Source organism: Hyphomicrobium sp. DMF-1, from assembly GCF_027886585.1.
GTDB lineage: Bacteria > Pseudomonadota > Alphaproteobacteria > Rhizobiales > Hyphomicrobiaceae > Hyphomicrobium_C > Hyphomicrobium_C zavarzinii.
In genome coordinates this window covers 275,526-302,488 of sequence record NZ_CP115706.1, presented here as the reverse complement: position 1 = coordinate 302,488, position 26,963 = coordinate 275,526, and the positions used below count along the sequence as shown (strand labels likewise).

Annotated in this window: 21 protein-coding genes; 11 read left to right on the top strand and 10 right to left on the bottom strand. The window is 66.6% G+C overall.

Annotation, left to right across the window (positions count from 1 at the left end; translation table 11 throughout):
* Window positions 1-67: 67 nt before the first annotated feature.
* The 4 genes from PE058_RS01315 to PE058_RS01300 all read left to right on the top strand — a co-directional run bounded on the left by PE058_RS01315 (window position 68) and on the right by PE058_RS01300 (window position 5,535).
* Window positions 68-1,483, top strand: coding sequence for an RsmB/NOP family class I SAM-dependent RNA methyltransferase (locus PE058_RS01315; RefSeq protein WP_271029647.1), 1,416 nt, complete (start codon window positions 68-70; stop codon window positions 1,481-1,483).
* 119 nt (window positions 1,484-1,602) lie between these two features.
* A complete protein-coding gene (locus tag PE058_RS01310) occupies window positions 1,603-3,318 on the top strand; it encodes a heparinase II/III family protein (protein WP_020085743.1) in 1,716 nt (571 codons plus the stop codon).
* 96 nt (window positions 3,319-3,414) lie between these two features.
* Window positions 3,415-4,998: a bifunctional phosphoribosylaminoimidazolecarboxamide formyltransferase/IMP cyclohydrolase gene (gene purH, locus PE058_RS01305; RefSeq protein WP_271029646.1), complete on the top strand. Its 1,584-nt coding sequence runs from the start codon at window positions 3,415-3,417 to the stop codon at window positions 4,996-4,998.
* 30 nt (window positions 4,999-5,028) lie between these two features.
* Entirely contained in the window at window positions 5,029-5,535 is a 507-nt protein-coding gene (locus tag PE058_RS01300; RefSeq protein WP_020085741.1) for a GNAT family N-acetyltransferase, read from the top strand.
* Here the strand turns inward: PE058_RS01300 and PE058_RS01295 are convergent.
* Entirely contained in the window at window positions 5,516-6,964 is a 1,449-nt protein-coding gene (locus PE058_RS01295) for an MFS transporter (protein ID WP_020085740.1), read from the bottom strand. The genes PE058_RS01300 and PE058_RS01295 overlap by 20 nt on opposite strands.
* 239 nt (window positions 6,965-7,203) lie before the next feature.
* On the opposite strand from PE058_RS01295, the gene PE058_RS01290 reads away from it, so the two are divergent.
* Both PE058_RS01290 and PE058_RS01285 read left to right on the top strand, forming a co-directional pair.
* Window positions 7,204-8,136, top strand: coding sequence for a DUF2865 domain-containing protein (locus tag PE058_RS01290; protein ID WP_271029645.1), 933 nt, complete (start codon window positions 7,204-7,206; stop codon window positions 8,134-8,136).
* Window positions 8,137-8,457: 321 nt separating this feature from the next.
* Window positions 8,458-9,192, top strand: coding sequence for a DUF2865 domain-containing protein (locus PE058_RS01285; RefSeq protein ID WP_020085739.1), 735 nt, complete (start codon window positions 8,458-8,460; stop codon window positions 9,190-9,192).
* A gap of 22 nt (window positions 9,193-9,214) precedes the next feature.
* Here the strand turns inward: PE058_RS01285 and thpR are convergent, their stop codons facing one another.
* Together thpR and PE058_RS01275 are read right to left on the bottom strand one after the other, a co-directional pair.
* Complete coding sequence (thpR, locus tag PE058_RS01280; RefSeq protein ID WP_020085738.1) at window positions 9,215-9,784, bottom strand: RNA 2',3'-cyclic phosphodiesterase; 570 nt, start codon at window positions 9,782-9,784, stop codon at window positions 9,215-9,217.
* 31 nt (window positions 9,785-9,815) lie between these two features.
* Window positions 9,816-10,463, bottom strand: coding sequence for an arylesterase (locus PE058_RS01275; RefSeq protein WP_020085737.1), 648 nt, complete (start codon window positions 10,461-10,463; stop codon window positions 9,816-9,818).
* Between the two features lie 180 nt (window positions 10,464-10,643).
* On the opposite strand from PE058_RS01275, the gene PE058_RS01270 reads away from it, so the two are divergent.
* The 3 genes from PE058_RS01270 to PE058_RS01260 all read left to right on the top strand — a co-directional run bounded on the left by PE058_RS01270 (window position 10,644) and on the right by PE058_RS01260 (window position 14,921).
* A complete protein-coding gene (locus PE058_RS01270) occupies window positions 10,644-11,354 on the top strand; it encodes an ABC transporter ATP-binding protein (RefSeq protein ID WP_020085736.1) in 711 nt (236 codons plus the stop codon).
* Complete coding sequence (locus PE058_RS01265; RefSeq protein ID WP_020085735.1) at window positions 11,351-13,933, top strand: ABC transporter permease; 2,583 nt, start codon at window positions 11,351-11,353, stop codon at window positions 13,931-13,933. Before PE058_RS01270 ends, PE058_RS01265 begins: the two co-directional genes overlap by 4 nt.
* A gap of 214 nt (window positions 13,934-14,147) precedes the next feature.
* Window positions 14,148-14,921 (top strand): Bax inhibitor-1/YccA family protein, encoded by a 774-nt coding sequence (locus tag PE058_RS01260; protein WP_026867987.1) that lies wholly within the window; start codon window positions 14,148-14,150, stop codon window positions 14,919-14,921.
* Window positions 14,922-15,031: 110 nt separating this feature from the next.
* Here the strand turns inward: PE058_RS01260 and PE058_RS01255 are convergent, their stop codons facing one another.
* Window positions 15,032-15,433: a DUF2794 domain-containing protein gene (locus PE058_RS01255; RefSeq protein WP_020085733.1), complete on the bottom strand. Its 402-nt coding sequence runs from the start codon at window positions 15,431-15,433 to the stop codon at window positions 15,032-15,034.
* Between the two features lie 565 nt (window positions 15,434-15,998).
* On the opposite strand from PE058_RS01255, the gene PE058_RS01250 reads away from it, so the two are divergent.
* Window positions 15,999-18,071 (top strand): M3 family metallopeptidase, encoded by a 2,073-nt coding sequence (locus PE058_RS01250; protein WP_271029644.1) that lies wholly within the window; start codon window positions 15,999-16,001, stop codon window positions 18,069-18,071.
* Here PE058_RS01250 and PE058_RS01245 read toward each other — a convergent pair.
* The 6 genes from PE058_RS01245 to hemC form a co-directional block, all read right to left on the bottom strand.
* On the bottom strand, window positions 18,064-18,240 hold the full coding sequence (locus PE058_RS01245) for a hypothetical protein (RefSeq protein ID WP_156827346.1): 177 nt from the start codon (window positions 18,238-18,240) through the stop codon (window positions 18,064-18,066). The two genes, PE058_RS01250 and PE058_RS01245, sit on opposite strands and share 8 nt — an antisense overlap.
* 127 nt (window positions 18,241-18,367) lie before the next feature.
* Window positions 18,368-20,317 (bottom strand): acetate--CoA ligase, encoded by a 1,950-nt coding sequence (acs, locus tag PE058_RS01240; protein WP_020085731.1) that lies wholly within the window; start codon window positions 20,315-20,317, stop codon window positions 18,368-18,370.
* A 261-nt stretch (window positions 20,318-20,578) separates the two neighbouring features.
* A complete protein-coding gene (locus PE058_RS01235) occupies window positions 20,579-22,228 on the bottom strand; it encodes a heme biosynthesis protein HemY (RefSeq protein ID WP_020085730.1) in 1,650 nt (549 codons plus the stop codon).
* Window positions 22,229-22,241: 13 nt separating this feature from the next.
* Entirely contained in the window at window positions 22,242-24,008 is a 1,767-nt protein-coding gene (locus PE058_RS01230) for a COG4223 family protein (RefSeq protein ID WP_271029643.1), read from the bottom strand.
* Between the two features lie 57 nt (window positions 24,009-24,065).
* Window positions 24,066-24,803: a uroporphyrinogen-III synthase gene (locus PE058_RS01225; RefSeq protein ID WP_020085728.1), complete on the bottom strand. Its 738-nt coding sequence runs from the start codon at window positions 24,801-24,803 to the stop codon at window positions 24,066-24,068.
* A complete protein-coding gene (gene hemC, locus PE058_RS01220) occupies window positions 24,803-25,732 on the bottom strand; it encodes a hydroxymethylbilane synthase (protein WP_020085727.1) in 930 nt (309 codons plus the stop codon). Before hemC ends, PE058_RS01225 begins: the two co-directional genes overlap by 1 nt.
* 63 nt (window positions 25,733-25,795) lie before the next feature.
* On the opposite strand from hemC, the gene tsaD reads away from it, so the two are divergent.
* Entirely contained in the window at window positions 25,796-26,947 is a 1,152-nt protein-coding gene (gene tsaD / locus PE058_RS01215) for a tRNA (adenosine(37)-N6)-threonylcarbamoyltransferase complex transferase subunit TsaD (protein WP_271029642.1), read from the top strand.
* Window positions 26,948-26,963 lie beyond the last annotated feature (16 nt).

The following is a 26,963-nucleotide window of genomic DNA, read 5'->3' as shown; positions in this document are numbered from 1 at the left end:
TCCGCTCCGGCCAAGGAAGCCGGAGCGGATGCTATGGCGTCCAGCCCAACCCCGGTGAAAAGCTCCGATGACGTCTCCGCGCCGCCCTGACGCAAAGCGCCCCCGCCATTCCGGCGCGCGCGGTTCTGCCGTCGCAGGCAAATCCGGCAAGCAACCTTCCAGCCCCCGTCCGCGCCCTGCGGGCTATGCCACGCGCGCGCTTGCCGTCGCCTGCCTCGGGGCGATCCTCGATCGCGGCCGCGCCCTCGACGATGCGTTCGAGGCGGCCTCCGAGCGCGCCGGTCCGCTGGAGCCACGCGATCGCGCGCTGGCGCGTCTGATCGTGATGACGGTCCTGCGCCGAAAGGGCGAGTTGCAGGCCGTCGTCTCCTCATTTCTGGAAAAGCCGTTGCCTGCCGACAGCGGTCGCCTGTGGCCCATCCTTCTCTCGGCCGCCGCGCAGCTTTTGCTGCTCGATACGCCGCCCCACGCCGCCATCAGTCTCGCCGTCGATCAATGCCGGGACGACCACAAGGCGCGGCGCTTCGACCGCCTGACCAACGCCGTTCTTCGCCGCGTCTCGACGTTGGGGAAGGATGTGCTGGCCAAGCTTGATCCCGTCACCGTGAACATGCCGCCGTGGCTGCTCGCCCGCTGGACCGAGACCTATGGTGAGGCGCAGGCGCGCGACATCGCTGCCGCCTCGCTCCAGGAAGCCGCGCTCGATCTTTCGGTGAAATCGGATCCGGCATCCTGGGCCGAGCGGCTCGGCGGAGAAGTCCTGCCGAACGGAACGGTGCGGCTTCAGCGCGGAGGCCGCATCGAGGATATCGAGGGCTACGCCGAAGGTGCCTGGTGGGTGCAGGATGCGGCAGCCTCCCTGCCCGCGCGCCTCCTCGGCGACGTCGCCGGCCTTCACGTCGCGGACCTCTGCGCGGCGCCCGGCGGCAAGACGGCGCAGCTCGCCGCTGCCGGTGCTCTGGTGACAGCCGTCGACAACGTGCCGGCGCGCCTCGAGCGCCTTGCTGAGAACCTCGCCCGCCTGGACCTCAAGGCCGAGCGGGTGGAGGCCGACATCACCGCATGGGCGCCAGGGCGCCAGTTCGACGCCGTGCTGCTCGATGCGCCGTGCAGCGCCACCGGAACCATCCGCCGCCATCCGGACATCCTGCATCTGAAGCGCAAGGACGACACATCGGACCGCGTCGCCCTTCAACAACGCTTGCTGGAGCACGCGGCGCATCTGGTGCGTCCCGGCGGACTGCTCGTCTTCTGCACGTGTTCTCTGGAGCCCGAGGAAGGGCCTGCGCAGATCGCCCTCTTCCTGTCTTTGAACAGCGATTTTTCGAGGGTGCCCGTCGCCGCCGGAGAGGCCGGAATTGAGGGCGCTTGGCTCACGCCTGAAGGCGACCTGCGCACGCTTCCGTGCCATCTGCCACGTGCCGAGCCTGGTCTGTCCGGGCTGGATGGATTTTATGCCGCGCGCCTTAGAAAGCAGCTTTGAGACCCCATAAGTAAACCGGGCTGATTGAGCAGGCGATCCGGCGTGCTACCATCCGCCAGCGGGGCTTGCCGTTTGGCGGCCCCATTCGTTCGGCCGGTGTACGCGGCCCGAGGGAGAGAATGGCGCGCCTCAAGTTCTCAGAGCGGATCAGGATCACGCATCTGGCCGCAGACCGGCTGAGGCGAGGCGCCATCTCGTCGGTGCTCTATTCGCCGCCGTTCCGCTGGCAGTTCGGCGCATCGGCGGCCGAGCAGCTTCTCATCGTTCCGCAGGATCTGAGAACCGCCGATCCGAGCTTCTGGGACGAGGTCGAGATCGGCCAGTTCGGATTAGCGGGCGCCGTCGCGCTTGCCGACGACGTCTCGCCGTTCGACGTCATCCCGCCGAGCGAAGCCTGGGAGTGCGAGCTGCACGGCTTCGGATGGCTTCGTCACTTGGCGGCGGCCGCGCGTCCCGAGGCGCGCGAGACGGCGCGCCTGCTCGCCGCGGAATGGGCGATGCGCCATCGGGGCAACAGTGGCGGCGGCCTCGCCTGGGAGCCTCACGTCACCGGGCGGCGTCTCATCTCGTGGATTTCTCACTCGGCGCTTCTGCTGGAGGACGCGGACGCCGAGACGTATGAGATCATCACCGAAAGCCTCGGCGTCCAGCTCGTGCGCCTCGCCGCGAGCTGGCGCAACAGCCCGAGCGGATACCCGCGCCTCCTCTCGCTGCTGTCGCTTCTGCTCGCGCAGCTCTGCATCTCGGGTCATGAAGGTCAGGTGGCCGAGACGGAGAAACTGTTCGTGCAGGAGCTCGACCGGCAGATCCTCTCCGACGGCGGGCACATCGGCCGCAATCCAGGCGTGCTCGTGGAGCTGATGCTGGATCTCCTGCCGCTGAACCAGTGCTTCGCGGCCCGCAGCCGCACCGCGCCGCCGGAGCTCGCCGCCACGCTGAAGGCGATGCTGGCGATGCTGAAATACATGCGGCTCGGCGACGGCATGCTCGCGCGCTTCAACGGCATGGGCGTCGCCTCGCCCGCCGGTCTCGCGACCGTGCTCGTCTACGACGACAACCCCGGCACCATTCCGGTGCAGGCACCTGCCTCGAAGTATTTGAGGCTGGAGCGCGGCCCATCCATTCTGATCATGGACGCGGGGGAGCCGCCTCCGCTCGAGGCCGCGGCCGAGGCCCACGCCGGCTGTCTCTCGTTCGAGATGAGCGTGGGAACCGAGCTGATGCTCGTCAACGGAGGCGCACCGGGCTCGGCCAGTGCGGAATGGCGGGCGGCGTCCCGTGCGACGGCGAGCCACAACACGCTTTGCCTCGGCGAGAAGTCTTCCTCCAAGCTGGTGCGCCACAAGACGCTCGAGGATTTGGTGGGCGGACCGCCCATCCGCTTTCCTGAAGATGTGCCCTATCGCGTCGAGGAGCACGACGGCAGCCTGGAGATCGCCGCCAGCCATGACGGCTATGTGCGCCGGTTCGGTCTCATCCACCACCGCACGCTGGCCTTGAGCGCAACCGGCCGCCGCCTGCTGGGCATCGACCGCATAGCGGGAAAAAGCGGCACCATGCGCCTCCGGCAGGACGTGCCGTTCGCCATCCACTTCCACCTCTATCCGGGCATCCGCTGCTGGCGCGACGATAACCCTAACATCGCCATCATCACGCTCCCGAGCGGCGATACCTGGTGGTTCAGCCTCGAAGGCGCCCGTCTCGCGATCGAGGAGAGCACCTATTTCGCGGATTCCGCCGGGCCGAGGCGGGCGCTGCAGATCGTCGCCCGCGGCGCCACGTTCGGGGAAACCGAAGTGCGCTGGGTATTCGAAGGCCAGGAAAAATCGGTATAAGTCACGTTTTCAGCGCGGAATTTCTAGCCGATGCTCGTGGGAAGCCTTATCAGGCTCGCGAACACCGCCTAACGCTCAGAGGACACGTCGCGACCGATGAAAGATCCCAATCCCAGAATCCGCCGGGCCCTGATTTCGCTCTCCGACAAGACTGGGCTTGAGCAGCTCGCCCACGCGCTCGCGGAGCGCAACGTGGAGCTGATCTCGACGGGCGGCACGGCGGCCAAGCTGAAGGGCGCGGGCTTTGCGGTGTCCGACGTGGCGGACGTCACCGGGTTTCCTGAAATTCTGGACGGCCGCGTTAAGACGCTGCACCCGAAGATCCACGGCGGACTGCTGGCCGTGCGCGGCAACGCTGAGCACATCAGCGCGGCTGAGGAGCACAAGATCGAGCCCATCGACCTCCTGATCGTGAACCTCTATCCGTTCGAGTCAACGGTGGCGAGCGGCGCCTCCTTCGTCGATTGCGTCGAGAACATCGACATCGGCGGCCCCGCCATGATCCGTGCGGCGGCAAAGAACCACGCGTCCGTAACGGTGATCGTCGATCAGGCGGATTTCGAGCCCTTGCTCGCGGAAATGTCTGCCAACGCAGGACGCACCACGCCCGAGTTCCGCAAGCGCCTCGCCGCCAAGGCCTATGCCCGCACTGCGGCTTATGACGCAGCCATCAGCAATTGGCTGGGCGCCGTCGCGGACAGCGCGGACGGTTCGGCCAAGGGCTTTCCGCCGACCTACACCACGCAGTACAAGAAGGCGCTCGACATGCGCTACGGCGAGAACCCGCATCAGCGGGGCGCGTTCTACGTCAGCGCCCACGCCGAAAGCGGAACCGTCGCCAGCGCGCGCCAGCTTCTCGGCAAGGAGCTCTCCTACAACAACGTCGCCGACAGCGAAGCAGCGCTCGAATGTGTGAAGTCGTTCACCGACCGGCCGGCGTGTGTAATCGTGAAGCACGCCAATCCGTGCGGCGTGGCTGAGTCCGATTCGCTCGAAGCAGCCTACGATCGGGCTTATCGCACCGATCCCGAATCCGCATTCGGCGGCATCATCGCCTTCAATCGCGAGCTGGATGGCGCGACCGCGAGCAAGATCGTCGAGCGCCAGTTCGTCGAGGTGATCCTCGCACCCTCCGTGACCGACGAGGCGAAGGAGGCGGTGGCCGCCAAGAAGAACGTGCGCCTGCTCGTGACCGGCGCATGGCCGCTCGTCGCCTCCCAGCGTCTGGAAGCGCGCACGGTGGCGGGCGGGCTGCTCGTGCAGGAGGCCGATCTCGCGCTCTATGAGCGGTTGCACGTCGCGACCAAGCGACATCCAACCTCCGCCGAGATGGCCGATCTCGTCTTTGCCTGGAAGGTCGCCAAGTTCGTCAAATCCAATGCCATCGTCTACGCCAAGGATGGCGCGACCGTCGGCATCGGCGCCGGCCAGATGAGCCGCGTAAACTCCTCGCGCATCGCCGGCATCAAGGCGGAGATGGCGGGGCTGGACGTCAAAGGTTCGGCCGTCGCGTCAGATGCTTTCTTCCCGTTTGCGGATGGCCTGCTGGCTGCGGCAGAGGCGGGCGCGACCGCCGTCATCCAGCCCGGCGGCTCCATGCGCGACGACGAGGTGATCCGCGCCGCGGACGAAAAGGGCCTCGCCATGGTGCTCACCGGCATGCGCCACTTCAGGCACTAGATCGATTTGACGGATGCGCCTCGCATAACCTTGAGACCGGCGACACGCGCCGACTTCGGCCTCATCCGCCGTTGGCTGGGGCGGCCGGACATTCAGGAGTGGTGGGGGCCGGTCTCGGCCACGGAGGCCGAGGTCAACATGGCGCTGGCCTCGGACCATGCGATCTGCCGCGTGATCGAGGCGGACGGCGAACCAGTGGGCTATGCCCACGCCGTCGATGCCACCTTGTGGGGCGACAATCTTCCGGAGGATCTGGAGCCCGGCACCTGGGATCTCGATCTCTTCGTTGCGGCGGAGGAGCATCGCGGCAAGGGCGTGGGGCAGGTTGCGCTCGCCATGCTGCGCGACGAGGTGTTCGCCACAACGCTCGCGGTTGCCGTCTGCGTGTTTCCCTCCGTCAAGAACGAGCGCGCCGTGCGAGCCTATGAGAAGGCGGGCTTTCGATGGCAGCGCGTCTGGCACGATCCGCAGATGGGGCCGTCCTGGTTCATGGTCTCGAAGCGAAACGAATCCGGCGCTAAGGGTTCTGGCTCCTGACGCTTCGCACCGGGATCATCAGCAGCAGGCCCGCGATCAGGAACACCGCGATCGAGGCCATGCCGATGCGCTGGTCGCCGGTCGCCTGCGTCACTGCCGCGACCATCAGCGGAGCCATGAACGCGGTGACCTTCCCGGAGAACGCGAACAGGCCGAAATACTGCGTGATCTTGTCGGGCGGCGCGAGGCGCGCGAGCAAGGCGCGGCTTGCCGCCTGAACCGGAGCGGCGACCAGGCCGACCAGCACCGCGAAGGCGAGGAACACCAATTCTCCGGAAGACGAGAACGGCTTCGATCCGGGGAGCTTGGCCGTCACCTCGTTGACGTAGAGAACGTGCGTCGCATCGACCGAAAGGATGCCCAACGCGCCGACGAGCAGCAGCAGAAGCGAGCCGATGATCACGGCCTTCGAGCCGATACGATCGTCCAGAACGCCTCCGATCAGCGCGCCGAACACGCCGGTGAGGGTCAGCACGATGCCGAACAGGCCAAGCTCGAGCGCACCCCATCCGAACACCGCCGCGCCGTAGATGCCGCCGAAGGCGAAAATCGCCGCGAGCCCGTCTGTGTACAGCATGCGCGCGATGAGGAAGAGCAGCATGTCGCGGTTCGAGGGCAGCGCGCGGATCGTGGCGAACAGCTCGGCGAGTGGCGGACGGCTGCTGGCCGTGCCAGGGGGGCGCTTGCTGTCGGGCACGAACAGGAAGAACGGGATCATGAAGAGCGCGTACCAGATCGCGGAGAACGGCCCCACCAGCCGGTCGCCTTCGCGGGTGGCCGTGTCGAGCGTCAAGACCGGCTCGAGCCCGAGCAGTGTCCGCCCGCTCGTAGGCTCGGCCACGATCAGCCCGGCCATGATCGCGAGGCTGACGAGCCCGCCCGCATAACCGACCGCCCATCCCGTGCCCGAAAGCCGGCCGAGCTGATCGGGAGGCACCAGGCTCGGCATCATGGAGTTGGTGAAGACGGTCGTGAACTCAGCCATGGCCGTCGCCACGACGAAGGCGGCGAGAATGAGAAACACCGTCGAGCTGTCCGCTCCGGGAACGGCGTTCCAGAGAGTGGCGAGGCCTGCCACGAACAGGATCGAGAAAGCCGCGATCCAGGGCTTTCGGCGCCCGCCGCCGTCAGCTACGGCGCCGAGGAACGGGCTGCCCAACGCGATGAGCACGCCGGCCGTTGCGGCCGCGTAGCCCCAGAGCGCCTGACCCTCGGCCGGATTGGCCGCCACCACGTTCGCGAAGTAGGGCGCGAACAGGAAGGTGAGCACCAGCGTGTAATAGGGTTGAGCCGCCCAATCGAACAGCACCCAGGAAACGAGCGCCCGGCGTGGTGCCGCGGCGCGCGGCCCCGTGGTCTCAGCGGTCTCCTGCACGGTCGGCCCCCCAATTGCCCGGCCGGTTGCGAAGCGCGCGCCCGCAATCGGCATCCCTCCCGCTCTATAAACCAAACGAGCCCCGTTCGCGCGCATTCCGTGGCGCCGTTAACGTTCATCTACCTCGGAAGCCTGCCTGTTCAACATGTTGGCGAAGTTGTGTTTGCGAGGGATGGGCTAATCCGTTAAGCCAGAATTAAGGCTCCGCCGGATCGTGGCGGAGCGCCGTTTCCGCGTTCACTTGGTCAGGCCCGCCCGTGTTGTTTGTCCGTTTTCTGTGTCTCGCCGGCCTGTTGGCCTTTGTCACCGTCGCCGCCTTCACAGGGGAGAAGCGTCCCGCCTCTCTGCATTCGGAGGTGCTGGGCTCCGGCGACAGCCTCGCAGATCTCATTTCCGGCACCTACGCTCGCCCGGAGGAGCAGCGCGGCAAGGCCAAGGTTCAGCCCGCCGCAATCCGCAAGACCGCGAAGCGTGCAGGCTCGGGCTGCGGCAAGAACGGCAGCGGCTGTATGAGCCAGCGCCCCAAGCAGCGCAATCTCGAAGCGGGTTACCGCACGCTTTGCGTCCGTCTGTGCGACGGCTACTATTATCCCATCAGCGCCGCGGCCCAGCCGGGCGAGTTCGGCCGCGACGAGGCGACGTGCCGCGCAAGCTGCTCCTCGCCCGCAAAGCTCTTCGTCTACAAGAACAAGGATGGCGCGCCCGAGACCATGACTGGCCTCGACGGCATGCCCTACGAGCAGCTCGCGACCGCGTTCCAGTATCGCGTCTCCTACGACTCGGCCTGCACGTGCAGTGCGAGCCCCTGGACGGATGCGTCCGCCCACCGCCACCGCCTCTATGCGTTGGAGCAAGGGGCCGCGCATGAAAATCCGGCTGAGAAGATCGAGCGGGAGTGGCTCGCCTCCATCGTGACCGACGAGGAAAAACGCACGCGGGCCCGCACCGGCGCCGATCTCGTCGCCATGAGCGCGGCAGGCGCGCGGGCTTCCGTCGAGATGGCGCAGCAAGGCGCGACGCGCAAAGCCGCTGCGGTCCGCACGCCTGTGGTCCGGGCGTCCCGCGAGAAGGAGGCGCGCCGCGTCGTCGCGATGCGCACCACGCCGTCGATGACCCGCTCGCTGCGCAGCGGTGCCGCTCTCGCAGCGACGCGCAAGGCACGCGTCGCGGTGCGTCCGGCCCCGATCCGCCTTTCCGAGAACCGTGTGGTGCTCGTCCAGCGGTAATCCTTCGTTCACGGATTGCGTTCGCGCATAAAACGGAACCGTCGTTCAGCAAAAATTTGCCCTCTTCGTCCATGCTTCCCGAAGTCGGGTGTGCGTAGAGGGGTGGCCTGCAAGGCCCCCGTGTGTGAAATGCGGTGTGCGGTTGCGTTCGTGGGGATTCTGGCCGGATTTTGCGCGCTGAGTGGCGCGGAGACGGAGGCAGCCGGCCCATCCCTTTTCGATAAAGTCTTCAGTGGGAGGAACGATGCGTCCCCACTCGAAGCCTCGATCCTCGCGCGCCCCACGCCCTCACTTCGAAACCTCAATCGGGCCTACAGCCCCGTGCGCGCCTATTCGCCCTGGCTTCAGGCGAACGAGCCCACGGCGTCCGCGGCCCTGTCGAACGTGCGGACCGTCTGCGTGCGGATGTGTGACGGATACTATTGGCCCGTGAGCGAGGTGGCCGATCAGACCCAGGTGGCCCAGGACGCGGCCGCCTGTGCGTCGAGCTGCCGGTCGGAGGCCCGCCTGTTCACGCTGCCACGCGGCAGCGAGGACATTGCCGCCATGACCGACCTGAGAGGCCGCGCATATGGGCAGCTCGAGAACGCCTTCGCCTATCGCAAATCGCTGAAGAACGGCTGCGGGTGCCAGGCATCCCCCTGGTCAGGAGAGACACAGGCGCGGCACGCCAGCTACGCGGCGGCCGAGGCCTTGAGAAAATCGCGCCTCGCAGGACTGACTTCCCCGCCACCCGCGCTCGAAACGCTGCTCGCGGAGATCGAGAACGAGCCGTCGCGTCCCGGCCGCTTGGTCGAGACCGCCATCGAGCCCGAACCGCACGGCATTGCCATGGCTCCCGCGATCGAGCCGGTAGCGATGCAGACGGAAACGCGCGTCGCCCTCACCTCGGCGACAATGAGCCCGCCGCCGGTGGCATCGGCGTTCCCGAATGACGAGCAGGCCGCGCCCCCCGTGATGGCCAAGACGCGAGCCCGTCGCGCTCAAGGCCCGCTGCGTGCGCAACGCCGCGTGGCCGCCCCGAAGCCCGCCGGACGCGGGCTCTTTGCATGGTGATGCCAGCGAAGCGCCGGGTGCCTCACATCTCGCCCGCCCATTGGCTCTCGTAGTCGGCTCCGCGCAGTGTGAAAGCGTCTTCCACCACGTAAGGCCCGCCGCCCACTTTGGGCCGCGAGGAGAACAGCACGAACCGCTCCACAGAGAACGGCACGCTGCGATAAGCGCCGAGCTGCTCCAGCACGCGCGCCACGGCTTCCGGCCGCGTGCCCTTGAGCCGCGCCAGCGTCACGTGCGGTTTGAAGCTGTGCTTCTCGGGCGGCAAGCCCGCGCTTCGAGCGGCACGCTCGTTGGCACGCGCCAGTGCGTCGAGCCAGGGATTGTCCTCGATGCCCGCCCAAAGCGTTCGCGGCTGCTGCCCGCCGAAGGCGCCGAAACCCGAAAGCCGTATCTCGAACGCCGGCTCGTCGATGGCGGACAGCGCGGCATGAAACTCGGCTGCGGTGAGGTTGTCGACGTCGCCTGCGAACCGCAACGTGATGTGCATGTCCTCGGGCTCGATCCAGCGCGCCCCCGCAAGGGGTGTCGCGAAGTCCGCAAGCTGGTCCGAGAGCGCGGGCGGCAGCTCGAGGCCGGTGAAGAGGCGGGGCATGGCGGTGTCCGGTAATTGAGAGTCCGGTGGATCAGGATTTCGAGACCGAGACGCGGCGTTCGCGGACCCGTGTGATCAGCTCTTCCACCTTCGGCAGAATGCGCTTGGTGATCTCGCCGACGCCCTCGCCGGTGGGATGCAGTCCGTCTTGCAGGTTGAGCTTGGCATCGAGCGCAACGCCGTCGAGGAAGAAGGGATAGAGCAGCGCCCCATGCTTGCTCGCCAGATCGCTGTAGATCGTGGCGAAGCGCGCCTCGTACTCCTTGCCCCAGTTCTTCGGCGCCAGCATGCCGGTGACCAGCACGTCGATATTGCGCGCGGAGAGCCGCTTCAGGATCTCATCGAGATTGGCCCGCGTGATATCCGGATCGACGCCGCGTAGCGCGTCGTTGGCGCCGAGCTCCAGGATCACCGCGTCCGTCCCCTCGGGAACCGCCCAGTCGAAGCGTTCGAGGCCGCCCGCCGTCGTGTCACCCGAAACCCCAGCGTTCGTGACGTCGACCGGGTAGCCCTTCGTCTTTAGTGCCTCGCCGAGCTGTGCGGGGAAGGCCTCGGACGGTTTCAGCATGTATCCGGCGGTGAGGCTGTCGCCGAATGCCACGATCCGAATGGGTGCTGCCTCATCGGCAGCCAATGCGCCGCCCAATCCGGCGGCAAGCCAGAGGTTGACGAGCGCCATCGTCCTCACCATGTGACGCCAGACTGTCGAAGCACTTTGCTTTGCCTTCATTTTTTTGCCTCACCTCGCCTCGACACTCGTATCTGTCCCGTCTCGCTGCCCGCCGATTGCGTAGTTCGAGCTAGAACGGGCAGATGATGCGCCCACATCGCACGGATGTGAGACAAAATTCCGAACTTCATGGAGCCCCGACACGTGCCCCAGCCGATCATCCGCCTTACCGACGTCCGGCTCAACCTCGAAAGCCGCGCCGGCGTCGTCGAGATCCTGAAGGGCATAACCCTCGACATTACCGAGGGACAATCCGTTGCCATCGTCGGGCCGTCGGGGTCGGGAAAAACCTCGCTTCTCATGATTCTCGCGGGCCTCGAACGCGCCACACGAGGGGATGTGCAGGTTGCGGGCCGCGATTTCAATGCCCTGGGCGAGGATCAGCTCGCGCTCGCCCGCGGCGAGGACATCGGCATCGTTTTTCAGTCGTTTCATTTGATTCCCACCATGACCGCGCTCGAGAACGTGGCGTTGCCACTCGAGTTCGCAGGCGTGGCGGAAGCACGCGAGAAGGCCCGCGCCCTTCTTTCGGAAGTGGGCCTCGCCGCGCGTCTCGATCATTTCCCGGCGCAGCTTTCCGGCGGCGAGCAGCAGCGTGTCGCCCTCGCCCGCGCACTGGCGCCCGAGCCCAAGCTTCTCCTCGCCGACGAGCCGACCGGCAACCTCGACGGCAAGACTGGCCGGCAGGTCGTCGATCTGCTGTTCGGCCTGAAGCGCAGGAGCGACGCGACGCTCGTCCTCGTCACCCATGACGAGCGGCTGGCCAAGGAGTGCGAGCGAACGATCCGCATGGCGGACGGACGCATCGTGGCCGACGAGCAAGCCGTGGTGGCCGCATGACGTCGACGGCGATCGCCTCCGGCTCTTCGCGGCCAGCCTCCCGCCTGTCGACGGGACGCATGCTCGGGATAGCCCTCCGTGAGCTGCGCGCCGGCCTCAGCGGCTTCTACATCTTCATGGCGTGCGTCGCACTCGGCGTGGCCGTGATCGCGACCGTGAGCACGCTGTCGGATGCGTTGCGTGACGGCTTCGAGCGCCAGGGCGAGATCATTCTCGGCGGTGACGTGACGTTCGCGCGGATGCACGCGCGGGCCACCGATGCCGAGCGCGCCTGGTTCGAGGCGCGCGGCCGCATGAGCGAAACCGCGACGCTCCGCACCATGGCGCGGAGCCTGGACGGCAACGAGCAGGCCCTGGTCGAACTCAAGGCGGTGGATGCGGCCTATCCGCTCGCGGGCGAGGTTGAGGTAAACGGGTCGGCCTTCGCGGAGGCTCTGAATGCCGAGAATGGCGCAGTCGCAGACCCGGTGCTGCTCTCCCAGCTCGGCCTCGAGGTCGGCGACAGGATGCGGGTTGGCGATGCCGAGGTCGTCGTGCGCGCAACCCTCGTGAACGAGCCCGATGCCGTGGCTGATCGGCTCACCTACGGACCGCGCGTCTTTGTCTCGCACGTGACCCTCGCCAAGACCGGGCTCGTCCAGCCCGGTACGCTCGTGCGCTGGCGCTATGCGCTGAAGCTTCCGTCTGAGCAAGGTGGCGCGCCTCAGGATGTCGGCGCGTTCCGCACCATGGCGAAATCGGAGCTCGCGCAATCGGGGTTCGTCATCGGAGATAGGCGCGATCCCTCTCCCCAGGTTACGCGCACGCTCGACCGTCTGCGCCAGTTCCTCACATTCCTCGGGCTCGCCGCCCTGCTGGTCGGCGGCGTCGGCATCGCGAGCGCCGTCGCCACCTTCATCGAGCGTCGCCGCAATGTCATCGCCACCATGAAGACGGTAGGCGCCACCAGCCGCACGGTGCTGCTGATTTTCCTGGTTCAGGTTCTCGCCATCGCCCTGATCGGCGTCGCGGTGGGTCTCGCAGTAGGCCTCACCGCGCCGCGCCTGCTCGTTTCGCTCTATGGCGATCAACTGCCGATCAAGGCCGAGGTCGCCTACTCGGCCGCAAGCATCGTCGCGAGCGCGGTCTACGGCGTGCTCGTCGCGCTGCTGTTCACGCTCTGGCCGCTCGGTCGCGCGGAGCTGATCAAGCCGAGCGTTCTCTTTCGAGACGAGGTCGCGCCCGAGGCCGTGTGGCCGCGCCCGCAGATCATCGCGCTCACGGTGCTCATCGCGGCCTTGCTGCTCGGCTTCGTGCTGATGATGGCGGAATCGACGCGCATCGCGCTCTATTTCTGCGGCGCGCTGGTGCTCGTGTTTGCTGTGTTCACCGCGCTCGGAAGCCTGGTGACCTGGCTTGCGCGCCGCGTGCCGCGGCCCAAATGGCCAGAGCTGGCGCTTGCCATCGGAAACATCGGCGCGCCCGGCGGTCTCACTCGGTCGGTGGTGGTATCCCTTGGCTCGGGTCTCTCGCTGCTGGTCGCCGTCGCCCTTGCGGACGCTTCGCTTGTCAACGAGCTGACCAGTCGCCTGCCCCAGAAGGCCCCGAGCTATTTCCTGCTGGATGTGCCGAAGACGAGCTCGGAGGATCTCTCCCGCCTCGTCGAGCAGGAGGCGCCCGGCGCGCATCTCGTGGAAGCGCCGATGCTCAGAGGCCGCCTCGTCGAGATGAAGGGCATCAAGGCGGAGGAGTTCAAGCTGCCTCCCGAAGCGCAATGGGTGCTGAACGGCGACCGCGGCCTCACCTACTCCGCCACGCTTCCCGAGGGATCGAGCCTCGTGGACGGCGAATGGTGGCCCGCGGACTATGACGGAGAGCCCTTGGTCTCCTTCGAACGTGACCTCGCGCGTCACCTCGGTATCGGCATCGGGGATCAGGTCACGGTCAACGTGCTGGGACGGAATCTCACGGCCCGCATCGCCAACCTGCGTGAGGTGAAATGGGAAAGCCTCACGCTCAATTTCGTCATGGTGTTTTCGCCCAACGCCCTCAAGGGAGCCCCCCACAATCTGCTGGCCACTGTCAGCCTCCCGCCGGGCACGCCTGTCGCAACCGAAGCCCAGCTCGGCAGGGCGGTCGGCAAGGCGTTCCCGGCGGTCACCGTCATTCGCGTCAAGGACGCGCTCAATGCAGCAACCGCCATTCTGGAGAAGGTGATGGTGGCCGTGCGCGTCGCCGGCGCCGTGACCCTGATCGCCGGTGCGTTGGTGCTGGCAGGTGCACTCGCCACCGCGCAGCGCCGGCGCGTGTTGGAAGCCGTGGTGCTGAAGGTGCTGGGTGCAACCCGCCGCCGGGTGCTCGTCTCGCACGCTGTCGAATATCTGCTGCTGGCCGTCGTCGCCGCGCTGTTCGCGGTAGGCCTCGGCGCCTTCGCCGCCTGGATCGCCGTTCAGGAGGTCATGAAAATCCCCTTCAGTTTCAGCCTGGACGCTGTGCTGAAGGCGCTGGCTGTAGCGGTCGGTTTGGTGCTGGCCTTCGGGGCGTTCGGCACCTGGGCGGTGCTGCGGGCCAAGCCCGCTCAAACGCTGAGATCGCAATAATTGCGTAGATTTAACTTCGACCGGATGTCGCGATACCTAGGTATTTTCTCGATCACTCAAGATTAACATTCCAGCCGAATTGCCTTATGAATGGACCCAATTGTACGGCAAATTGAGAGTGCCGCCATCAACTCTTGAAAGCGGGTGGCACGGTTCCAATATGCCGTAGGCAAATCGAGTTTGCGCTAGAAGTCTTTAAGGGGACTCCATCACGATGGCACAGTTTGACAGCAGATATACGCAACCGACGACGGTCGGCCGGGCCGACGTCGACGAAGGTCTGCGTTCATACATGCTGGGCGTCTACAACTATATGGCGGCCGGCGTTGCGCTCACCGGTATCGTCGCATACCTCGTGTTCTCGCTTGCGGTCACGAACGATCCGTCCGCTGCGGCCGCGACCCTGCGTAACGGCATGGGTCTCACCTCTTTCGGCGTGGCCATCTACACCAGCCCGCTGAAGTGGGTGCTGTTCCTTGCGCCCCTCGCATTCGTGTTCTTCTTCTCGTTCCGCGCTCACGCCATGAGCGTCGGCGCAGCCCAGACGTCGTTCTGGATCTACGCCGCCCTCGTCGGCGCGTCCCTCTCGTCGATCCTGCTGGTCTTCACCAGCACGTCGATCGCCAACGTGTTCTTCATCTCGGCCGCTACCTTCGCGAGCCTGAGCGTCTGGGGCTACACGACGAAGCGGGACATCTCCGGCTGGGGTTCGTTCCTGTTCATGGGCCTGATCGGCGTCATCATCGCCAGCATCGTGAACATCTTCACGCAGTCGAGCGCGATGAGCTTCGCGATCTCCGTGATCGGCGTTCTCGTCTTCGCGGGCTTCACCGCTTACGACACGCAGCGCATCAAGGACACCTACTTCGAGGTGGCCGGCAATGCGGAAGCCGCCGCCAAGGCCTCGATCTTCGGCGCGCTCTCGCTCTACCAGGACTTCGTGGGCCTGTTCGTCAACCTGCTGTCGCTCATGGGTAACCGCGAGTAAGCACAAGCCCCGGAACACCACCCTGCAAATGGAAAGGGCCTCGCCATCCGGCGGGGCCCTTTCTGTTTGTCGAGACCGGCCTGACGGGGCGGGCCGAACGGGCGAGTGCGTCAACGCCCGAGCTTGAGGGTCTCGCAGACCGAGAGCACGCGCTGAAGCTCATGCCCTCTCTTCAGGATCACCCCGCTCCTCAGCACCACGCTGTAGGCGCCTTGCCGGCGGGCGAGCCGCGGACATTTCTCCACCTGGAGCAAAGGATACTCGGAGGTCCGCTGGAAGATGGCGAACACAGCCTTCTCGCGCCCCATGTCGAGGGCATAGTCGCGCCACTCGCCGGCCGCCACCTTGCGCGCGTACACGGCCAGGATCGCATCCAGCTCGGCACGATTGAACGCCACGACGGGCGAGCTGCTTCGGGAAGGGGATGAGGACGATAAGCTGCGATGAGCTTGGCTATGCGCATAGAGGCCCGGCTCACGCGGGCGGAAACGTATGGGGTCGGATTCGCTCAAGGGCGCCTCCCTTTGATCAGAAGGTATGATCGCACGGGTCCGAAATTTTTCAAGACGGTCCGCGCCAACATTTCACATCGCTGCCACAAAGCGTCCTTCGCCAAGTCTCATTGATGCGTAGAGTGGGAAACAACAGCGTCCCGGCCCGGTCCATCTCCGTCTCGGATTTACTGCCCCCAAGCCCCCAATCCGAGGCCAATCTCCCTGGACCGGGCCATTTTTCTTTTTTCCCTCCCGCACAGAAATTCCTCCGTGACGTCAGATTGACGTCGCGTTTGCGCCCTGCGCGCGCCCACAATCGCATCCAGACTTTCCGATGTTGACCCCCGCCCGGTTGCCTCGGCGGATCGGACCTCCGAGCCCCCGGTCTGGTCTGTGTCCGGCAGCCGGGCGGACAACTCCCCTCCTCCAATCCTCCTCTCGTCCCGGGCTGACGGGCCGGCTTCAAGCCGGCCCCGATCCCATTTGCGTGAAGCGCGCCATCAATTGACGCACGTCTTTGCGCGGGGCCCCGCAATCCGCTATCGATCCGGGGCTCGGACTTCACGAAAGAAGGATTTGGATCATGGCAAAGGCAGCCGGCCCGAAGAAGAACGCGGACAAAGCGGCGCAGAACCCGCTGCTCAAGCCCTGGCGCACGCCATTCAAGGCGCCGCCGTTCGCTTCGATCGAGCCGCGCCACTTCCGCCCCGCTTTCGATGCCGCCCTGAAGGAGCACAAGAAGGAGCTGGCCGAGATAGCGGGACGTGCAGCCAAGCCCACCTTTGCGAACACCATCGTGGCGCTCGAAAAGAGCGGCGTGTTGCTCACCAAGGTCGCCGACGTCTTCTTCAATCTCACGAGCGCCGACACCAACGCGGCGCTTCAGGCGATCGAGCGTGAACTCTCCCCGCGCCTCGCCAAACACCAGAGCGCGATGATGCTCGACCGTCGCCTGTTTCTTCGCATCGCCGACCTCTATGAGCGTCGCGACGATCTCAGCCGCGATGCCGAGGGCCTGCGCCTGCTGGAGCGCACGTACAAGAGCTTCGTCCGTGCCGGCGCGAAGCTTGGCGCGAAGGCACGCAAGCGCATCGCCGAGATCAACACCGAGCTTGCCACGCTGGGCACGTCCTTCAATCAGAACGTGCTCGCGGATGAGCAGGCCTGGCATCTGTTTCTGGACGGTGACCGCGATCTCGATGGTCTTCCCGGCTCCGTGCGCGACGCTGCGGCCCAGGCTGCCGTCTCGCTCGGCAAGCCCGGCAGCTACGCCATCACGCTGGCTCGCTCCAGCGTTGAGCCGTTCCTTCAGTTCTCTGCGCGCCGGGATCTGCGCGAGGAAGCCTGGAAAGCTTGGATCAAGCGCGGCGAGCTTGGCGGCAAGACCGACAACCGCGCCATCGTCGTCCGGATGATGGAGCTTCGCAGCGAGCTGGCCCATCTCCTCGGCTACGAGACGTTCGCGGCCTACGTGCTGGACGACACGATGGCCAAGACACCGGCCAGCGTCCGCGCCCTCCTCGACAAGGTGTGGCCCCCTGCCCTTCGACGGGCCCGCGAGGAGAAGGCCGCGCTCGAAAAGCGCGCGCGGTCCGAAGGCGGCAACTTCAAGATCGCGGCCTGGGACTGGCGCTACTACGCCGAGAAGGAGCGCAAGGCCCGCTACGATCTCGATGAGGCCGAGGTCCGCTCCTATCTGGTCTTGGAGAACGTGCTCGCCGCTGCCTTCGATACCGCGGGCAAGCTGTTCGGCCTCGTGTTCGAGGAGCGCACCGACGTGCCCGTCTATCATGAGGACGTGCGTGCGTGGGAGGTGAAGACCAAGGCGGGCGAGCACGTGGGTCTCTTCTACGGCGACTACTATGCGCGGCCTTCGAAGCGTTCGGGCGCCTGGATGTCGTCTTATCGTGGCCAGCACAAGCTGACGGGCAGCGTGCGCCCCATCGTCGTCAACGTGATGAGCGTCGCCCGCGGCGCGCCCGGCACGCCGGCGCTGCTCTCCTTCGACGATGCGCGCACCCTGTTCCACGAGCTGGGGCACGGGCTGCATGGCCTGCTGTCGGATGTGACCTATCCTTCGCTCGCCATGACCAACGTGCTGCACGATTTCGTGGAGCTGCCCTCGCAGCTTTACGAGCACTGGCTGTCCGAGCCAGAGGTGCTGAAGCGTTTCGCTCTCCATGCCAAGACAGGCAAGCCGATGCCCGAGCAGATCCTGAAGCAGCTCGAGGCCGCACGCACGTTCAACCAGGGCTTCCAGACGGTCGAGTACACGGCCTCCACCTTGCTCGATCTCGAGCTGCATTCGCTGAAGGACACGAAGGGGCTCGACGTCGACGCCTTCGAAAGCGAGATCCTGGCGCGCATCGGCATGCCGGCCGAGATCGTACCGCGCCATCGTATCCCGCATTTCCAGCACATCATCGGCGGCTATGCGGCGGGCTACTACAGCTACCTGTGGTCTGAGGTGATGGACGCCGACGCCTTCGCGGCCTTCAAGGAGGCAGGCAACATCTACGACCGCAAAACCGCGAACAAGCTCAAGGCCAATATCTACGCGGCCGGAAACCGGCAGGATGCACTCGACGCCTACGTCGCATTCCGCGGCCGCCCGCCGGAGATCGAAGGGCTGCTGAAGAAGCGCGGGCTTACTTGAGCGCGCGCAATAGTGCATCCGGCGCCAAGAGGCGAGGCGTAGCGAACGCCTCGAGATCCGGCGCACGTGTCCGTGTCGAGATACCGGCATCCGCAGGTGTGACGGAGTTGCGATAGCGCCCCGCCAACCCCACACCGTCATCCCGGCGAAGGCCTGGATCCAGACGCATCTCAGGCATGCTCCGAGCCTTCACCGCCGCGAGGAATGAGAGACCAGGCATCAGAAACAATTACGCGCCAGACCGGAGGGTCTGGCGCGTAAAGACGTGTAAAGCGTGAAAGCTGAAGTAACCCGGCTCAGCCCGCCTTGCGGTTCTGCCGGTTCGTGATCAGGTCGTCGACCACGGACGGATCGGCCAGCGTCGACGTATCGCCGAGGCTACCGAATTCGTCCTCGGCGATCTTGCGCAGAATGCGGCGCATGATCTTGCCTGAGCGCGTCTTGGGCAAGCCCGGCGCGAACTGTACCACGTCGGGAGAGGCGATCGGCCCGATCTCGCGGCGCACGTGCTGCACGAGCTCCTTGCGCAGCTCCTCCGAGGGGTGCTCGCCCACATTGAGTGTCACGTAGCAGTAGATGCCCTGGCCCTTGAGGTCGTGCGGGTAGCCGACCACGGCCGCTTCCGCGACCTTGGGATGGCACACGAGCGCGCTTTCCACTTCCGCCGTGCCCATGCGGTGTCCCGAGACGTTGATTACGTCGTCCACGCGGCCGGTGATCCAGTAGTAGCCGTCCTCGTCGCGCCGGCATCCGTCGCCGGTGAAGTACGTGCCGGGATAGGTGCTGAAGTAGGTCTGTACGAAGCGGTCGTGATCTCCGAACAGGGTGCGCGCCTGGCCGGGCCAGCTATCGAGAATGACGAGATTGCCCTGCGCCGCGCCTTGGAGCACGGCGCCCTTGTCGTCGACCAGCGCCGGCTGCACGCCGAAGAACGGAAGCGTGGCCGAGCCGGGCTTCTGCGCAATGGCGCCGGGCAGCGGCGTGATCAGGATGCCGCCGGTCTCGGTCTGCCACCAGGTGTCCACGATGGGGCAGCGCTGCTCGCCGACCACACGGTAGTACCACTCCCAAGCTTCGGGATTGATCGGCTCGCCGACGCTGCCGAGCAGGCGGAGAGACGAGCGGTCCGAGCGCTTCACCAAATCGTCGCCCGCGCCCATGAGAGAGCGGATCGCAGTCGGTGCCGTGTAGAAGGTGTTGACCTTCCACTTGTCGACAACGTCCCAGAAGCGCGACGGCGTCGGATAGGTCGGCACGCCCTCGAACATCACCGTGGTCGCGCCGTTTGCGAGCGGTCCGTACAGGATGTAGCTGTGGCCGGTCACCCAACCCACGTCGGCGGTGCACCAGTAGATGTCGCCGGGATGGTAATCGAATACGTACTGGTGCGTCATGGACGCAAACAGCAGGTAGCCGCCTGAGGTGTGCACCACGCCCTTGGGCTTTCCGGTGGAGCCGGAGGTGTAGAGGATGAACAGCGGATGCTCGGCCTCGACCTCGACGGGCGGGCAGTCGGCCGACACCTTGGTGACTTCGTCATGGAACCAAAGATCGCGCCCTTCGGTCCAGGCGACCGCGTTGCCTGTGCGGCGCACGACGAGCACCTTCTCGTCACCCTTCGCGCACTTCTTGAGCGCCTCGTCTGTGTTCTTCTTCAGCGGCACCGGCTTGCCGCCGCGCAGGCCTTCGTCGGCCGTGATGATGAACTTAGAGCCCGCATCCTCGATGCGTCCCGCGAGGCTATCCGGGGAGAAGCCTGCGAACACCACCGAGTGAATGGCGCCGATGCGCGCCGACGCGAGCATCGCGTAGGCAGCTTCCGGTATCATCGGCAGGTAGATGGTGACGCGATCGCCCTTCTTGACGCCATGCGCCTTGAGCACGTTCGCAAGCTTCGAGACGCGCTCGTGAAGCTGCCGGTAGGTGATGGTCTGGTCTTCGGTGGGATCGTCGCCTTCCCAGATGATCGCGATCTGGTCGCCGCGCGTGGCCAGGTGCCGGTCGATGCAGTTGGCGGAAACGTTGAGCGTGCCGTCCTCGAACCACTTGATCGAGACGTTGTCGGGCGAAAAGGTTGTGTTCTTGACCTTGGTGTAGGGCTTCACCCAATCGATGCGGCGGCCATTCTCGCCCCAGAAGCCATCCGGGTCCTTCACGGAGCGCTCGTACTGCGCCTTGTACTTGGCCTCGTCGAGCCACGCACGGCTCGCCCACTCGGGCGTAACAGGATACGCCTTGTCCGACATCGTTAATTCCTCCCGGAACTGGTTATTGTTCTGGCGTCATTATGGGCAATGGGGGTGAACGCGACAACTTCCCCCTTGGTCGAACTTATATCAGAGCATTTCTCATACATCCCGAGCCGACCGGATTTGATTCCAATCAGGGCAGCAATACACCCGCCGCGGGCTGCCTATCGTCTAAGCAGCCCGTGGGATTGCCTGAGCTTGCATCACCCCGAGCGAGCGCTTGGGGGCCGGATGGTGGGACTGCGAGCCTGCCGGGAGCTATCCGGCTGCCGAACGCGGCGGTTCGCCTTCTTCGGGTTCGAGCCCCGGGTCATCCGGCGCATGAGGCGACGTAAAGATCCGCGAGCGATCCGTGCGGCTGGACGCATCTCCGTTTTTGTCGGCAGCCTGGGGAGGCGACTTCTTCGGAGCATCCGCCGCCACCGCGGGTGCGCCACCCTTGTCAGTGGGTGCCGTCTTGGCGGCCGGCGGTGCTGTCTTGGGCTCCTCGGGCACGGCGTCGGACGGCGTAACGTCCTTCGGCGCCGCTGCGACCGGCTCGGCCTTCGCGATCACCGTCTCGGGCTCGCCCGAAGCGATGAACTCGGTGAGATCCGCGCCGAGGATCCGCTCCTCGCCACCGTTCGGTTCCTCCACCGGAACGCGCCACTCGAATGCATCGAGCGCGCCGGTTACCGGAGAGGTCGGAGCCCAGCGGTCCGAGGTGACGCCGTCGGCGGTCCAAGCCGCGTCGCGGGGCGCGGTCACGGCACGGGCCAGCCACTCGCGTGCCCGTCCCTTGTCACCGCTTTCTTCAGCCTCGATGCGCGCCAGGAGCGCGGCGACCCGGCGCGTAAGGCCGGTCTCCATGAACGGCTGCAGCATGCGCCGCGCTTCCGCGTAGTCGTGGGCCTCGATGGCCGCGACCGCCACGGCGATCGAGCTTTCGATGGAGTGCGGATTGAGCATGAAGAGTTGCTTCACGCGGTCGAGGCGGTCGCGGGGGCTGTCGCCGATGCGCGCGTAAGCATAGGCGGTCGCAAGCTCGGGATGGGGAGACTTGGCCCACGTCTTCTGGATGACCTTGGCGGCCCGCGCCGTGTTTCCGCGTGCGGCGAGCAGGCGTCCGGCGATGCCGGCGGCCGGAATGAGAGACGGGGCGAGGCCGTGCGCTTCGAGCGCGAGCGTCAGCGCCTTCTCGGCATCCTCCTCCTCGAGTGCCTGCGCCTGAGCCGTGAGCAGCACGGCCCGGCGGCGATCCGCGATTGGCCGCTCGAGTTGTCCGTGACGGCGCCCGAGCGCGAGTGTCTGCAAGGCTCCCGCCCAGTCACCGGCCTGACACTGCAGGTCGAACAACGCTTCCACCGGCCACGAGAGCTTCGGATTGAGCGCCAGCGCCCGCTCCGCGAACTGCCGCTGCGCCTCGCGCTCGCCTTCACGCCCGGCTTCGAGGAACAGCCCGCGCAATCCCAGTTGCTCCGTGTCGGGAGAGCCGAGCATCGCTTCGAAAATGCGACGCGCGGTGGCCTTGTCGCCGGAAAGCTGCGCGGCCTGCGCGCGCAGAAGATGTGTCAACGGCTCGTTCGGCAGCGATTTCCGTGCCTGCAGAGCGTAGCGCGTGGCCATCGAGCGGTCGCCCGCGCCGATCGCGATCATGCCGCTCGACAGCGCGTCGAGACCGCGGCGCTGACGACGGCGCGTGAGGAAATGGCTGAGCGCCGCCGGGCTCGACCAGATCTGCGTGAGGATGGTCCACACCAGAACCGCGAAGCCGACCAGCGCCGCGAAGATCACGACGGCGCGGAATACGCTGGTTTCGATCTCATAGCCCTGCCACGTGATCAGCAGCGAGCCGGGACGGTCGGCAAGCCACGCGAGCCCGGAGGCCAGCGCGATCACACCGAGGAGGAAAAGGACGAGACGCGTCATCGCTCCATTCCTCTCAATTCTGTACGGGGGCCGGCGCGGCGGGTGCCGCTTCAGCCGTGCCGGAAAGCGAGGCCTTGAGCTTCTCGTCGACGGCGGCGATCGCCTCGTCCACGGAGTTGCGCGCCGCCACCTTGGTCAGCCAGTCTTCGATAGGCGCCTGCGCTCTCTGTGGAAGCGTCTTGGCGAGCGCGATCACGTCGCCGAGCCGTCCCTCGTTGAGGGCGGTCTCGATACGCGACACCACCGCTTCCGCGCTGGTGTCCTCCGCATCGTGGCTCACGCGGCGAACCCGGACCACGGACTTGGCGCCCGCGAGCAGCCGGTCGATGACCGAGCCGTCCGCCGGCTCGAGATCCGCATCGATCACCGCGTTCATGACCGGACGGAAGCTCGCCTTCAGCTCCGCCACCGTCGCGACGCCCGTATCCTTGAAGCGATCGAGGGCGCTGAGGTCGAGCTGGCCTCCGGAAACCTTGCGCACCTCCTCGAGCTCGGCGGCGTAGCCCTGCCCCTGCCCGCGGTCGAGCGCGCGCTTGAGGTTCGAAAGCTCGAGCGAGAGCACGATGCGCTCCGCGTTCTCTTTGCGGGTCGCTTCGCTCTTCACGACGCTCTGAACGTTGTGCTCGAGCTCGGCGAGCTTGCTCGCAACCGGGCTCACGGCAGCCGAGACGTCGGCCGGCCGGGCGAGCGCTTTGATCTGCGTTTCGATCGAGGCGCGAAGCTCGCCGATCGTGCTGGAGAGTTTGCCCGCTTCCTCCTTCACGGCCTCGACGGCCGCGGAGAGACGTTCGGTGTCGGCTTTGGTGGCTTCGTCACGCTGTGCGCTGCGTGCCTGATCGGTGCGAAGCTGGGCGACCTCGCGGTCGAGGCGCGAGGTTGCAGCCTTCGCCGCCTCGCTCGCTTCCTGTGTCGCGGTAATGCGCGCATCGACCTCGGCCGGCAGGCTCTTTCGCAGCTCGGCGAGTTGAGCCGAAAGCGAGGATTCGACGTCCGAGATCTTGCCGGCGAGGGCCGCGAGCTGCGGGATGCGTCCGTCCGAGGCCGGTGCGCCGGAGGCGATCAGCGCGAGCTGCTCCTCGAGCTTGGCGACGCGCTCGGTGCCGCCGTTGGCGGCGCCGCTCTCGGCGGCATCCTTGAGCGATTTGGTTTCGGCTGCGAGCGTGCCTTGCGCGTCGCGAAGTTGCGTCACGCTCTGCTCGATCTGGTCGAGCTTGGCGAGGCGGCCTTCGGCCTCGCTGATCTTGGCGGCGAGCGCGGGGCTTTCCTTGGGAGCGGATTCGAGCGCCGCGATCCGCGAGGAGAGCTGCGACACCGCCTCGTTGGAGGAGTTCGGAAGCCAGCCCGGCTGAAGCACGGCCGCGCCCGCGTAGACGAGGCCGCCGCCGATGAGGCCCGCCGCGAGGTGGGAGAAGAAGCCGCCACCGCCGCCGCTCGCTTTTGTTTCGGGCTTGGCGGCCGCAGGTGCGGCTTTGGACGCGGCGCCCGGAGCAGCCTTCGCCGAGGCGTCCGTAGTGCTCGTCCCGGAAGACGGCTTCGCCGTGGACGTCGAGGACGATCCCGGCGACGACGGGCTGGCAGCAGATGCCGTGCTGGACGAAGACGATGACGCGCCCGGCGTAGCGGAAGCGGACGAGGCGGTGCCGCTGCTGCCGGTTGCCGGCGCGGGCGATGCGGGCGCCTTCACCTCCGTCGCCTTGAGGTCCAGCGTCGCGTGTGGACGCTTCGCGCCAGGATTGTCGGTCCGGCCAGCATCCTTCGCGGGATCGGGCTTATCGGTCATGGGAGCAGGGTCTCCAGGGGCTTTGGGGTCGGACCTCGAGGGGGGACGAGGTGGGACCTAGAAAGATTCTGACGCCTCGTGGGCGATGAGAGCAAGCATTTCTTGCGAATTGGGCGATCGAGCGACTGCGAAATTGACGGGCTCCAGTCTTGCGAGCGCACGGCCCACCGCGTCCGACAGACAGAAGTGCACCAAGCGGCGCACCGAATCCGCAAGCCCGAGTTCGGTGATCAGCCCGGCATAGACCTTGGCCGTTCTGGGCGACATGAGAACGACGCCGTCCAGAAGACCGGCCCGGAGTTTAGCCGTGACCTCGTCGGGAAAACCGCTCGCGGCGTGAGTTTGGTAAACGATCTCGCGGCGCACCTGAAAACCCGCGGCTTCGAGGGCGCCCTTGAGATCCACGGCCAGGGTTTCACCCGAGAGATGCACCAGAACGCCGGCCGCGGGGTCGATGTCGGATTTGATCTGCGCCAGCAACTCCCGCCCCGTGCCCGCGCCTTCGACGACGGTCCGAAAGCCGATCTCCCGGCCGAACGCGGCCGTCGCCGGACCGACCGCAAGTAGTGGCAGCGCGAGTACGGCCTCGCTCGGAAGTCCCCGCCGGATGAAGGCCTTGAGGCCGTTGCGGCTGGTCGCGATGAGGGCCTGCGCGCCCGCGAGGTTCGGGACGGTGTCGGTGTAGCTGACGGACAGCATCGGCGCCTGCACGACCGCATGCCCCATCGCTGTGAGCGCGGCCGCGAGCGGATCGCCTTCCGGCCCCGCTTCAGGTCTTGTGATGAGGAGACGCATCAGGGAGCCCGGTTGACGTGGGCGTGCGCGCCCTGCTTCAGGAGGGTATCGGCCGCGGCGATGCCGAGCGCCGCCGCGTCTCCCGCCGGTCCTTCGATGGCGGTCGAGAAGCACTCCGACCCGTCGAGCGAGAACGTCATGCCGCGGAACGAGAGGCGGTCGCCCCGAAGCTCGGCGAGGCCCGCGATGGGCGTGCGGCAGGAGCCTTCGAGGCGGCGCAGGAATGCGCGCTCGGCCGTGACGCGGATCGCCGTCGTCTCGTCGTTGAGCGGCGCAAGGATCTGGCCGATCTCGGCATTGTCGCTGCGCATCTCGATGGCGATGGCGCCTTGCGCGACCGCAGGAAGGATGTGGTCCACGGGGATTTCGGACGTGATGCGGTCGGCAAGACCGAGCCGCTTCAGGCCCGCGCAGGCGAGAAGGGTCGCATCCGCCACGCCTTCCGCGAGCTTGCGCAGCCGTGTCTGTACGTTGCCACGGAAGGCCACCACCTTGAGGTCGGGCCGCACCCGCTGCACCTGCGCTTGCCGCCTCAGGCTGGACGTTCCGACGACGGCGCCGTGGGGAAGAGCGTCGAGGGAAGCATACTTGAGGGAGAGGAACGCATCCCGCACGTCCTCGCGCGGCAGCACGGCGGCGATGCCAAGCCCGTCAGGAAGCTGCGTCTGCATGTCCTTCATGGAATGCACGGCGAAGTCGATCTCGTCGGAAAGCAGCGCCTCCTGAAGCTCCTTCGTGAAGAGCCCCTTGCCGCCGAACTCCGCGAGCGGACGGTCCACGATGATGTCACCGGTGGTTTTGTAGGTCCGGATCTCGAAGGCGTCCTCGGGCAGCCGGTGTGCCGCCATGAGACGCCCGCGCACCTCGTGCGCCTGGGCGAGAGCGAGCGGCGATCCACGTGTACCGATACGATAGGTGCGAGCTTGCAAGTCTTGGGCTCCGGATGCTAGGGGCGACGGTCTAGGATGGACCGTTGGCAGGCGGCGCCATTAATGCCCGCCCGGCGGGTCGAACGCAAACGGGACGAGAACGTGCCGGCCGAAGTCAGGGAAACGACACCGTCGCCGGGCCGCCTCGTGGTTCTCGGCATTGAGACGAGTTGCGACGAGACGGCGGCCTCCGTGGTCGTCCGCGACGAGCAAGGGGGCGGCCGCATCCTCTCCAACGTCGTGCGCTCCCAGCTCGCCGAGCATCGGCCCTATGGCGGCGTCGTGCCGGAGATCGCGGCCCGCGCCCACGTGGAATGCCTGGACGGCTTGGTGAAGGCCGCGCTTGCCGAAGCCGGTCTCGGGCTGGGGGATCTGTCGGGCATCGCCGCGACCGCCGGTCCTGGTCTGAACGGCGGCCTCGTGGTGGGGCTCGTGACCGGCAAGGCGCTGGCACTGGCGAGCGGCCGGCCCTTTCTCGCCATCAATCATCTGGAGGCCCACGCGCTCACCGTGGGGCTCACCGACAGCATCGCCCCCCCGTACCTCATGCTGCTGGTCTCGGGCGGGCACACGCAAACGCTGCTGGTCGAGGATGTCGGCCGTTATCGCCGCCTGGGCACCACCATCGACGACGCCATCGGCGAGGCCTTCGACAAGACCGCCAAGCTTCTGGGGCTCGGCTATCCCGGCGGCCCTGAGGTCGAGAAGGCCGCCCGCGACGGAGATCCTAACCGTTTTCCCTTGCCCCGCCCGATGATTGGGCGCCCCGAGCCGCATTTTTCGCTCGCCGGCCTCAAGACCGCGGTACGCCAGCGCGCCGAGGCGGCCGCTCCTCTGACCGATCGCGACGTGTCGGACCTGTGCGCCGCCTTCGAGGCCGCCGTGTGCGACATCGTGGCCGACCGCGTCGGCCGCGCCATGGACATGGCCGAAGGCGCCTTCGGCCCGGATCGCCCGCGCCGCCTCACGGTGGCCGGAGGCGTGGCGGCCAACCGGAAGATCGGCGCTGCCCTCGCGCGGCTGGCTGCCGAGCGGGGTTTTGCGCTCTCAGTCCCGCCGCCCGCCCTCTGCACGGACAACGGCGCCATGATCGCTTGGGCAGGCGCGGAGCGCTTGGCGCGCGGCTGGGTGGATGGGCTTGATTTTGCGGCGAGGCCCCGCTGGCCGCTTGATCCAACCGCTCCCGCTGCCATCGGGGCTGGCGTAAAAGCTTGATCACGGGAAACAGGCA